Origin of the sequence: Methanosphaera sp., assembly GCF_016282985.1 — an archaeon.
Taxonomy (GTDB): Archaea; Methanobacteriota; Methanobacteria; order Methanobacteriales; family Methanobacteriaceae; genus Methanosphaera.
The window spans coordinates 1-10,861 of record NZ_JAEELZ010000091.1; the positions used below are offsets into that span (position 1 = coordinate 1).

Annotated in this window: 11 protein-coding genes; 5 read left to right on the forward strand and 6 right to left on the reverse strand. The window is 28.0% G+C overall.

The window, feature by feature from the left end:
• Positions 1-188: 188 nt before the first annotated feature.
• Complete coding sequence (locus QZZ11_RS05705) at positions 189-641, reverse strand: hypothetical protein (protein WP_292474354.1); 453 nt, start codon at positions 639-641, stop codon at positions 189-191.
• A gap of 240 nt (positions 642-881) precedes the next feature.
• Here QZZ11_RS05705 and QZZ11_RS05710 point away from each other — a divergent pair, with 240 nt between their 5' ends.
• Positions 882-1,178, forward strand: a complete 297-nt coding sequence (locus QZZ11_RS05710; RefSeq protein ID WP_292474356.1) for a TfoX/Sxy family protein — start codon at positions 882-884, stop codon at positions 1,176-1,178.
• A gap of 342 nt (positions 1,179-1,520) precedes the next feature.
• Here QZZ11_RS05710 and QZZ11_RS05715 read toward each other — a convergent pair whose 3' ends face one another.
• The 4 genes from QZZ11_RS05715 to QZZ11_RS05730 all read right to left on the reverse strand — a co-directional run bounded on the left by QZZ11_RS05715 (position 1,521) and on the right by QZZ11_RS05730 (position 5,097).
• Positions 1,521-1,985, reverse strand: a complete 465-nt coding sequence (locus QZZ11_RS05715; RefSeq protein WP_292474357.1) for a carbon starvation CstA 5TM domain-containing protein — start codon at positions 1,983-1,985, stop codon at positions 1,521-1,523.
• 74 nt (positions 1,986-2,059) lie between these two features.
• The gene (locus tag QZZ11_RS05720; RefSeq protein ID WP_292474359.1) at positions 2,060-2,908 is read right to left on the reverse strand and encodes a carbon starvation CstA family protein; all 849 of its coding nucleotides are present in this window, start codon (positions 2,906-2,908) and stop codon (positions 2,060-2,062) included.
• A 284-nt stretch (positions 2,909-3,192) separates the two neighbouring features.
• Positions 3,193-4,206 carry an SLC13 family permease gene (locus tag QZZ11_RS05725; RefSeq protein WP_292474360.1) on the reverse strand — a complete coding sequence of 338 codons (1,014 nt, stop codon included), beginning with the start codon at positions 4,204-4,206 and terminating at the stop codon, positions 3,193-3,195.
• Positions 4,207-4,461: 255 nt separating this feature from the next.
• Complete coding sequence (locus tag QZZ11_RS05730) at positions 4,462-5,097, reverse strand: queuosine precursor transporter (RefSeq protein WP_292474362.1); 636 nt, start codon at positions 5,095-5,097, stop codon at positions 4,462-4,464.
• 339 nt (positions 5,098-5,436) lie between these two features.
• On the opposite strand from QZZ11_RS05730, the gene QZZ11_RS05735 reads away from it, so the two are divergent.
• The 3 genes from QZZ11_RS05735 to QZZ11_RS05745 all read left to right on the forward strand — a co-directional run bounded on the left by QZZ11_RS05735 (position 5,437) and on the right by QZZ11_RS05745 (position 8,878).
• Positions 5,437-7,038, forward strand: a complete 1,602-nt coding sequence (locus QZZ11_RS05735) for an AarF/ABC1/UbiB kinase family protein (protein WP_292474364.1) — start codon at positions 5,437-5,439, stop codon at positions 7,036-7,038.
• 387 nt (positions 7,039-7,425) lie between these two features.
• The gene (locus tag QZZ11_RS05740; protein WP_292474366.1) at positions 7,426-7,980 is read left to right on the forward strand and encodes a GNAT family N-acetyltransferase; all 555 of its coding nucleotides are present in this window, start codon (positions 7,426-7,428) and stop codon (positions 7,978-7,980) included.
• Positions 7,981-8,134: 154 nt separating this feature from the next.
• The gene (locus tag QZZ11_RS05745; protein WP_292474368.1) at positions 8,135-8,878 is read left to right on the forward strand and encodes a hypothetical protein; all 744 of its coding nucleotides are present in this window, start codon (positions 8,135-8,137) and stop codon (positions 8,876-8,878) included.
• A gap of 58 nt (positions 8,879-8,936) precedes the next feature.
• On the opposite strand, the gene QZZ11_RS05750 is transcribed toward QZZ11_RS05745, so the two are convergent.
• Positions 8,937-9,221 carry a hypothetical protein gene (locus tag QZZ11_RS05750; protein ID WP_292474369.1) on the reverse strand — a complete coding sequence of 95 codons (285 nt, stop codon included), beginning with the start codon at positions 9,219-9,221 and terminating at the stop codon, positions 8,937-8,939.
• A gap of 285 nt (positions 9,222-9,506) precedes the next feature.
• Here QZZ11_RS05750 and QZZ11_RS05755 point away from each other — a divergent pair, with 285 nt between their 5' ends.
• Positions 9,507-10,604, forward strand: coding sequence for a GTP-binding protein (locus QZZ11_RS05755; protein ID WP_292474371.1), 1,098 nt, complete (start codon positions 9,507-9,509; stop codon positions 10,602-10,604).
• Positions 10,605-10,861: the final 257 nt, after the last annotated feature.

Consider the following 10,861-nt stretch of genomic DNA (forward strand, 5'->3'; position numbering starts at 1 on the left):
GTATAGCATATATCACCATACCTATCATAATTATTATTGTTTTAGTTGTGTTACAGTACCTCCACATCATATAATTTTCTTTTTTTTCGAAAAAAAAATTAAAAAAAAAAGTTTTTGTAAAAATATTAAATTATATTCATTTCATATCTTCCACAATATAACAATATAAATTTTGGAATATTAAGCATTTAACTAACCGTTTCCAGTGTGTCAATTATCTGAGTAACCGGATTTTCACCATATTCAGGTATAATCTGATCTTCAAATAAATTTAATGTAATAATATATGTTTGTCCATTCTTTTTGAAAGTGTAAACACAGGAGTTTACCCCATCTTTATTATAATTTTGCTGGTTAATTTCAGCACCGTCAAATTCATAATCCCTTTCTCCAAGAAAACGATAACCTTTTTTGATACGATTATTCTTTGCTACATCCGGAGTGAGAATTGGACCTTCATACATTGTAAGAACATACTCATCATTAAAAATTACAGTCTGATTTCCTTTTTCTGAAAGTGCATATCCATCAGGCAGTGAAAAAGATGAATTTCCAACAACATATGTATCTGCATAAATAGCCGATATACTGCAAAGAGTTAAAAGAAGTAACCCCAACATAAAAAGTGATTTAAATTTCATAACAATATATTCTCCCGTTTATTAATATTTATCCAAAATTGTTCTGTCTTTTAAACATAATAACTAATGTTATATTTTAAATATAGTTAAAACTATGAATTCTACAGATATAAATATATTACCTATTATCATCAAATAAAAATATGATAAAAATTATGTAAACATTATAAAAACATTATACGAACCAAACAAAGTATTAAATCAAAAAAAATATGAAAATTATTTTAGAGATGAAGATATATGGCAACAACAAATGAGTATAAAAACTATATTATAGAACAATTAAGTTTATTGGATAATATTACATCCAGATCAATGATGGGAGAATACTTGCTCTATTACAATGGAACATTGTTTGGTGGCATATATGATAACAGATTACTTGTTAAAATAGTGGAAGGAAATAAAAAATATAATATGCAGGAAGCCATCCCATATGAAAATGCTAAAACAATGTATTTGGTTGATGAAATTGACAACCAAGAAACATTAAGAGATATTGTACTGGATACATGTAAATATTTACAAGATAAGTGAATAATTAGACAATTTATCTAAAAAAATTACTTTTCCCAATCAAATATTCTATTTGAATTTTTCATTATAACCCTACAAATGACATTATTTAACCGTGCTGTTGTCTATATTTTTTTAAATTGTGTTCTATAAATGAATCTAAATCAAATCAACCAATATTAATTTATTGATGTACTCTTTGGATTATGAAAAAGGTATTAATAATTATAGTTTAGAATCAGAAATGAAAAAATAATTCGAGTGTTACTTAAAATTTCCATAGTAAATGATAAAAATTAAATAATCAAAAAAAATAGAATGTAGGAAATTGTAAACAATACCCTCCAAAATATAAACCAGGACTTACTTTTTAAATTTTTTTAGGAAAATTGCTGTGATTATAATCGTAGCAATAACAGATATGATGTTAGCTACCATTGAAGGTAATCTTAAACCTTCCGGTACTTGTAATATATATCCAAAAGTTATTAAAGTACATACTATGGCTGGAGCTAACGTAATAATGTATGGTTTATTTTTCTGGATTAAATACACCGTTGCAGAGAGTAAAACAGCAACAGCCGTTATCAATTGAGCCCATGCAAAGTATCTCCAAACCAAAGTAAAGTCTACAAATGTTAATGCATATGATGCTAGGAATAATGGGACTGCTAATTTTAATCTTGAAACTAATTTTTCCTGATTGATATGAAGTTCATCTGATAAAGTAATTCTTGAACTTCTAAGTGCCGTATCTCCCGTTGTGATTGGACATACAACTACTCCTATTACTGTTAAAGCTACCCCAATTGGTCCAAGTAAAGCCAATGCTATTTCATGAACTGCAACAGACGGTGTTGAACCATAGATAACAGCTAGTTGTGGTTGTCCGTGGAAAAATGCTAATGAGCTGCTGCCCAGATTAAAGCAGTTATTCCTTCCAATACCATAGCCCCATAAAATACAGGTCTCGCATCATTTTCATTTTTCATACATCTTGCAACAATTGGAGATTGTGATGCATGAAAACCACTGATGGCTCCACAAGCAATAGTTACAAATAAGTAAGGGAAAATTGATTTATCCGTTAAATATAAACCTTGCGTTGTAAATTCAGGAATAGTGTATCCTGGGTTTGTGATTAATGATCCAATAACCAATATCGTCATTATAAGGAATAATATTCCAAATATAGGATAAACTTTTCCGATAATCTTGTCAATAGGAAATAGGGTTGCTATTAAAAAGTAAACGAATATAATTGCTAACCATATATGTAACGGAATGTTTGTTAAGTTAACCAGCAAACTTGCAGACCCTGTTGCAAATGAGGATGCTACAAGAATACCTGTAATAACTGTGATAAACGCTATTATTTTTTGAGCTGTAGGTCCCAAATATTTTGCAATGATACCTGGCATTGTTAGACCATCATTTCTTAATGATAAAAAACCTGAAAAGAAATCATGGACAGCACCGATGAAAATAGTTCCGAATACTATCCAGAAAAATGCTACCGGACCAAATAAAGCACCCTGTATTGCTCCAAAAATAGGGCCTAATCCGGCAATATTTAAAAAATGAACTAAATACAGTTTTATTCTGGACATTGGCATGTAATCTACACCATCTTCCAATCTCCAAACAGGAGTTTGACGATTTTCATCAACACCAACAATCTTTTCGATACATTTCGCATAAATAAAATACGAAGCGATTAATAATAAACAACAAATTATAAAAGAATACATATAACTATTTTTCTGCTCCATAAGTTAAATAAATTATTAACAGAAATCCAATTCAAAGATTGGAATTAAAATTAAGTTTTAATATAGATATAATGGATTTTAAAAATAAAATAAAATATATTGCCAGTAAATAAAACAATTATAAAAAAAATAGAATATCTTCTAGACCAATATAAAATAAATCCACATTCTTCCCAGTAAACTTTATTATATTATGCTTTGTAGAAAACCTCTCATAATTATAAATTTGTAATAAACATGTCAATGATTATATCCTGACAAAACTATGTTATTGCATATACCCCCAACAATATAATCAGTAATAGAATATTCAGGACTGAAAATATTAACAGATACCTTAGTTTGGATTCATTATACTCCCGTACAAGTATATTATACGAGATAAGATTAGCCATTGATGCTATGAGAGTACCGAAGCCCCCTATATTTATTCCCACAATAATCGCTTCATAGTTGTTGCTAAAACCGCTGAGCAGCATTGCTGCAGGTACATTGGATATAATTTGAGATACGATGACCCCACACACCACTTCATTTCCAATTATTATATTTTTAAATATTGTATTGAAAAATGCAATGTTTTCCAAGTTTCCGATTAGTACAAATAATGCTATGAATGTCAATAACAGATAATAGTCAACACCTTTAAATACTCTTTTAAGAAAACGATTCCTTTTGAACTGAATTTCACCTATGTTATGGATTGCAATATCCTCTTTTGGAATGAACAATAATACTGCTATTAAAAATATCAAGGAAACAATGACATATGGCAATAGTATTAAGAAGAAAGATCCAAAAGAAATATTTGATGTAGTATACATGACAATGTTGTGTGGCGCTCCTATCGGCAATACCATACATCCCACATTGGCTGCTATTGTTTGTAAACATACCGTGATAACTATTAAGTCTGCACGTTTAACTTTTTTTAATGATAAAATAGAAAATGGTACAAATATAATCAGGGACACATCATTTGTTATGAATATAGAACTAATAAAACAAATAAAAACCAATATTGAAACAAGTCCCCTTGTATTTCCAATTTTTTTCAGTAATTTTCGAACCAGTAACTCAAATACTGCCAGATTCTTTAAAACTTCAACAATTATCATTATTACAAAAAGCAATATGAGAGTTTCCCAATTGATATAATTAATATAATTATTATTCGGTTTCACAAAGAAACAGGATATAATAGCTAAAAGTAATGAAATTGAAAATACTGTTTCATCTTTAAAAAAACTGATGCTTTTATCTATTAATTTAGCCATAATATTATATTTTAGTAAAAGAGTTTAATATTTTTTATTTAAAAATGGCTCTCCTGAAAACCTTTAATAAATTATCTAAAATTAATTTTTTTAAATTTCATCGCATTATTCGGAAGCATCCAAAAAAAAAGTTGTGTTTGATGTTTATTCAAACATTGATTGAATTTAACAGGAAAAACACGATTAATAACCAGTTAAATCATATTGTGTATGTCCACTAATTTAATTTAAACCGACCCTACCTCTTAGATTATTTCATTTTTCAGGTAATTTTTTGATAGAATTGATTATTATTTTCGTTATTGGGTAAATTATTATTTCATAAACCGTTTTGAACGTAGCTTGGGAAAGTATCATAACTATTAAAGCTTCAATTGGCATGGTTCCAAGAAATGCAATTGTAATGAATATTATTGCATCCAATCCCTCACCACAGATTGTTGAGACAATACATCTGATGAACAGATATTTTTCGGCTTTTTCTTTGAGATACACCATAACATATGCATTAAGTAAACTACCAAAAAAGTAAGCTGTAAAACTTGCTATTAAAACCCGTGGACTGTTACTGAGTACCATTCTAAATGCTTCCGATCCTTCAAAGAATATTGGAGCCGGTAATGCTATTGCAATAGTGTATAATACAACTGCCAATAAGTTCATAATAAATCCAAGATATATTACTCTTCTAGCTTTTTTAAATCCATAAATCTCAGCAAGTATATCATCAACTATGTAAATCACAGGAAATATAATTACGGCACACGGCAATATAATATCATAGAACATGAATGTTTTAAATGCCAGAATATTACTTATTATTAATGTTGCCGTTGCAATGCCTGTTAATAATGCATATAATTCTGTCTGGGTAAACTGGCTTTTGTCCATGAGTTTCATCCCCATCTTTTCTAAATTTATAATCGATGCATAAATATCGAAATTAAACTAAATTTATTTTTGTAAAGTCCTTTATATAAACTATATATTATCTTCATTACATAATAATTAAATAAAAAGTGTTAAAATCAGATTATAAGAATGGAATTAATTTTATTTATAATATTGATTTTAAAATATCAAATATGGTTTAAAAAGCAACTTTTAAATATTACACTAAAAAATTTAGAATCTAATAAAAATTTATAGAGAATATAAGTATAAAAAAGATATTCTGTTTCGTTCATACTAAATTGTTAGTAGGTAATTAAAATTTAAGTGGAGGAAAATATGATGGATAAAGAAACTAAGGAACGTTTGAGGGAAATTCGAGAGGTCATAAAAAAATACGGCTTCGATAAAATTTTAGGCCAAAGTGCAAAAAGTAAACTACACCCAAAAGATGATGACGAAGAATCTTCTGACATATTATTGGATAATGAAATTCCGGAAAAATTAAGATTGATGCTTCAGGAATTAGGTACTACTTTTATTAAGTTAGGTCAATTATTAAGTACAAGACCGGATATTGTTGGTGAAACTATAGCCAATGAACTTGCCAACTTACAGGATGATAATCCTGCAATAACCTATGAACAGGTTAAGGCAATAGTAGAAAGAGAACTAAACGGCAATATTAATGAATTGTTCGAGGAATTTTCCCATGAACATTTAGCTACTGCTTCTATTGGTCAGGTTCATGAAGCAAAATTAGTAACTGGTGAAAAAGTTGCCGTAAAAATTCAGAAAGAAGGTATAACAGATAAAATTGACCTTGATATAATGATAATGAAATACATTGCTGATCGTGCAGACAGATGGAATAAAGATCTTCGAAAATTAAATTTACCTGGAATTATGGAAGAATTTGATCGTTCTATTCACAAAGAAATTGATTATAATAACGAATTCATGAATATGCAACGTATCGAATCAAATTTCGAAGACAACCCTTATATTCATATTCCAGAAACATATCCTAAATACTGTTCCTCAAAAGTTTTAACTATGGAATTTATTGAAGGTACAAAATTAAATGATGTCTATGCGAGTGAAGGCGATGAATTTGATAAAAAACTATTAGCAAAAAATGTCCTTGAATCTTATCTTCAACAACTATTCATTGATGGGTTCTTCCACGGAGATCCACACCCAGGTAACATTCTTATTTTAGAAGATAACGTGGTGTGTTATCTTGATTTAGGTATGATGGGATACTTTGATGAAGAATTTAAACGTAATCTTTCTGAAGTTATGCTATTATTTGTAGACCAGGACGTTGATGGACTGATAAACCAGTTGATGTACATGGACATATTGGATTATGACATTGATACAAAAACTTTAAGAAGAGACCTAAATGATTTATTCGGAAGATACTTTGGTGTTCAACTTAATAGGTTCGATGGTGTTTTAGAAGCATTACTTAGCCTTATGCAGGAGTATGGAGTAATTCTTCCAAATGAAGTTGTCACTATGGCAAGAGGTCTATCCATGATTGAAGCCGTTGCACATAATCTTGACCCTGAAATTGATGTTTTTGCATCAATCAAACCTGTTGCTTCCCAAATTGCCAAACAAAGAATTAGTCCTAAACAGTTTTTAAAAGGTAAAAAAAGCAACATTATTCTTTATGAGCATATGCTTCGTAGCTTACCAAAACTTCTTACAAGGACAATTCATAAAATTGAAAATGAAGAACTACAGTTTAGATTTGAAATTGATATTACTGATAAGGTTTCAATAGTTGCACTTGTGTCAGCACTAATAATTGGTTCTTCTGTTGTTTCTTTTGGTCCAAGAGTGTTTGATATGCCTTTAATTTCTTTAATTGGTTATATAATAGCAATAATTTTAAGTGTTATTGGAATTAAGAAATTTGTTTTAAAATAAATTCACAACTAAATGTTTTTCTTTAATTACTAAGCAAAAAACAATAATATTCCCCACCAATCTCTTTTTTTTAGATGGTTTAAGAAGAAATCGTCTTTTGATGGCATTTAGATAATGAAAAGATCATTAACAATTTTTTTAGCACTATTAAATCAGTTACTATACTCTTGTATCATACAATTCTAACAGCTACCCAATATAAAAAAAAATTTTTTATAGAAAATCATTTACTGAAATTTGTATAAATAATTTTAATATTATTATAATTAATAGTTGTAAATTTTAACAAAAATAGAAATATTAATCATTAAAAATATTATATAATATACAATAAAAAATTTTTATTTCTTTAGACTTGATAATAATTTTTATTGGCCGGTATGATATATGATACATAAAGGAACAAAAACATTGAAAACGGATCGTTTAACTTTACGATCTTTTAAAAAAGAGGACTATAAAGAAGTTTATGAAAATTATGGTTTTGACAAAGAAGTACATAAATACATTTCATGGATTCCCTATGACAGCCTAGATAAAAGCAGGGAATTTGTTAATTTTAATGTTTTACAGTATTCTGAAAATCCAAAACATTATTCATGGGCCATTATATACGAAGATAGAATAGTTGGTTCAATAGCTATTTTTAATGTTGAAGACAATGATTCCGGAGAATTAGGTTATAGTTTAGGTAGCAAATGGTGGAAAAAGGGCATAATCCCTGAAGCCGTCAATGCTGTGTTAAACTATGCTTTTAAGGATGTTGGTTTTCACAGAATTTATGCTTCCTGTCATGAGGAGAACATCGGTTCAAAAAGAGTTATGCAAAAAGCGGGCATGGCCTATGAAGGAAAACTAAGGGATGGTCAAAAAAATCTTGACGGTTCATACAGTAATCTTGACTTATATTCAATACTTGAAAATGAATTTAGAAAAAAATAGGATATTCTAAAAATCTTTTCTTTAAATCACTGATTTTTTTAGCATAGTATTTTAACAAATAAAAACATATAATATAATAGTTATATATACTGATAATTTTTAGTAATATTTTTATCATTATCATATGAATTAACAATGTATTATGGTGAAATAAATGGATGCAATAATTAAATTAGAAGACATTATAGTTAAAGAATGGGAAAAAGCTAAAATTGAATTTGATGTTGTTGATCAAGAAAATAACCCTGTAAGTGGGAGAGTAGCAGTAAAAATTAATCAAGAAACAAAATTTGATACAAATATTGAAGATGGAAAATTTTCACAATTAGTAGACTTCAGTAGCTTCCATGAACCTGAATATGCATTAGATGTTATATACGGTGGAAATGAAAATTTTGCTCCGGCAATGGCAAGATCAAAAATTATTATAGAAAAAGCAGAACCTATTCTAATATCCATTTCTGATTTACAAGATGCTTGTTACAGACTTAATAAATGGATTGAAGTTAATAAAAGAGTTCCTGGTAAAATTTTAATAAATAAACATGAAGTTACCATTGGTAATTTATTTAATTTATTAATAACTGCTGTTAATAAACTTAACAACAATGATAAAAGTGACGTTGAACTTAAATGGGTTGAAACACCATCAGTATCCAGTGAAACAATTACTGAAAGTACTCTACTAAGTAACGAAGAATACATAAAAATTACTGAAGATATTACGTCAAAATTAGCAGAAACAAAAACATGCCCAAGTTTTGTTGAAATAGAAAATGGTAAAATTGGTTTTATGAATCTTGTTTACACTTTTTCAACATTAATTACTAACAGTTCTTCTGAAAACGGTTTATTGTCAGGTATTTATATTAAACCTTGGAAAGAAATAGTTGCATAAACAGTAACTATTCATTTTTTTTACTTTTTTAAATATAAAAATAATTAAATAAAGATTATTATTCAAATACTTCTTCTTTTGGAAGATAATCACATAAATGCATTTCTTGTTTTAATGGGTCAATAGTGAATACTATTATTTTATTATTAAATTCTATCCATTTGAAATCCTGTAACGGTTTATCAAATGCATTAAATCTTGTTTTATGGTTTTTCATTATTCTTGCCTGATTTTGCATTTCTTCTACTTTTTTGGAGAATAATGTATATTCTTTGAAATTTACGCTTCGGATTGCTTCCAATTTTTTATTTAAGTCCTTTTCTATTGTTACAGTGTATGCCATTATATCACCCATGTAAAACATTAATTAAATGAGAAAATCCAATAGAACAATATTTAAATTATATGATTTATTTAAATTATGAATTTTAATTAATTTTTATTAAAATAAAGGTTATATTGTTAAATTCTTTATAGAGTAGTATATTACAAAGAATATAAATAATTATGTATTTAATGGAAAAATTAAGAGTATACACATTTGTAAAGAAAAAAAATAAAAAGTATTAAAAACATATTATTAGTATTATATAAAAATTTTTTAATTAAATAAAATGGTGTGAAAAATATGTCAGCAGCTGAAGATAGAATTAAACAAATAGAAGAGGAAATTAAAAAAACTCAAAAGAATAAGGCAACATCACACCATATCGGTAAATTAAAAGCTCAAATTGCACAATTAAAAGAGAAAATAGAAAAACGTAACAGTTCTTCTACAAAAGGGGAAGGATTTTTAGTTAGAAAAAGTGGAGATTCAACGGCAGTACTACTGGGTTTCCCATCAGTAGGTAAATCCACCATTTTAAACTACCTGACTAATGCTAATTCTAAAGTAGGTGCATATGAATTTACAACATTAGATATTGTTCCGGGTATTATGGAATATGAAGATGCTAAAATTCAGATTTTAGACATTCCAGGGATTATTAAGGGTGCAAGTAAGGGTAAAGGTAAAGGTCGTGAAATTTTATCCGCAACCAGAAATGCTGATTTAATTATTATGGTTTTGGATGTCTTCCAACCGGAACATATGGAAGTAATATTGGAGGAAGTAAGAAACATTGGAGTAAGACCTAACGAAAAAAAGCCGGAAGTGAAAGTTTCTAAGAAAAAGATGGGTGGATTAAACATTGTATCTACTGTTGAATTAACTCATTTAGATGAAAAGACCATACATTCCATCCTTAGTGAATATGGTATTCATAGTGCAGATGTTGTATTGAGAGAAGACGTTACTATTGACAGATTTATTGATGCAATGGAACCTAACCGTGCATACATACCAATGACCATAGTTGTTAATAAGATAGATTTAGCCAGTAAGGAACAACTTGAAGAACTAAGAAAAAAATTACCTGATGCACTCTTTGTATCGGCGGATGACGGTATAATGATGGAAGAACTTAAAGAAAGAATTTTTGTTGATCTTGATTTAATTAGATTATACTTGAAACCACAGGGTAAAAAGGCTGATATGGATGAACCATTGATTATAAGAAAAGGTTCTACAATTGAAGATGTTGCTCATAAGTTACACAGAGATTTTGTAAAAAATTTCAAATATGCGAAAGTTTGGGGTAAATCTGTTAAGTTTCCTGGGCAAAAAGTGGGATTAGAGCATGTTTTGGAAGATCATGACATTGTTAGAATCATTATCAAAAAATAAATTTTTTTCAGAACAACTAAATTTTAATGATTATAATGTAAAATTTAATAAAAATAGACCATAATATATATTATACTTTAACACAACTATTAATTGTACCCACAGAACAAAATATTTTTTTAAATTGTGATGAACATATAATTTCTATATAATGAGAATTATATAGTCACAGTTATCTTTTTTTAAAAATTTAATTATGATTATAAATTCCTTATCTTATAAGGATTAATATTATTTGAATTAATTTAAAATAATAC

Coding starts and splice junctions, on each gene's coding strand:
- QZZ11_RS05705 (WP_292474354.1), bottom strand. CDS start 641: ATGAAATTTAAATCACTTTTTATGTTGGGGTTACTTCTTTTAACTCTT.
- QZZ11_RS05710 (WP_292474356.1), top strand. CDS start 882: ATGGCAACAACAAATGAGTATAAAAACTATATTATAGAACAATTAAGT.
- QZZ11_RS05720 (WP_292474359.1), bottom strand. CDS start 2,908: ATGTATTCTTTTATAATTTGTTGTTTATTATTAATCGCTTCGTATTTT.
- QZZ11_RS05725 (WP_292474360.1), bottom strand. CDS start 4,206: ATGGCTAAATTAATAGATAAAAGCATCAGTTTTTTTAAAGATGAAACA.
- QZZ11_RS05730 (WP_292474362.1), bottom strand. CDS start 5,097: ATGGACAAAAGCCAGTTTACCCAGACAGAATTATATGCATTATTAACA.
- QZZ11_RS05735 (WP_292474364.1), top strand. CDS start 5,437: ATGATGGATAAAGAAACTAAGGAACGTTTGAGGGAAATTCGAGAGGTC.
- QZZ11_RS05740 (WP_292474366.1), top strand. CDS start 7,426: ATGATACATAAAGGAACAAAAACATTGAAAACGGATCGTTTAACTTTA.
- QZZ11_RS05745 (WP_292474368.1), top strand. CDS start 8,135: ATGGATGCAATAATTAAATTAGAAGACATTATAGTTAAAGAATGGGAA.
- QZZ11_RS05750 (WP_292474369.1), bottom strand. CDS start 9,221: ATGGCATACACTGTAACAATAGAAAAGGACTTAAATAAAAAATTGGAA.
- QZZ11_RS05755 (WP_292474371.1), top strand. CDS start 9,507: ATGTCAGCAGCTGAAGATAGAATTAAACAAATAGAAGAGGAAATTAAA.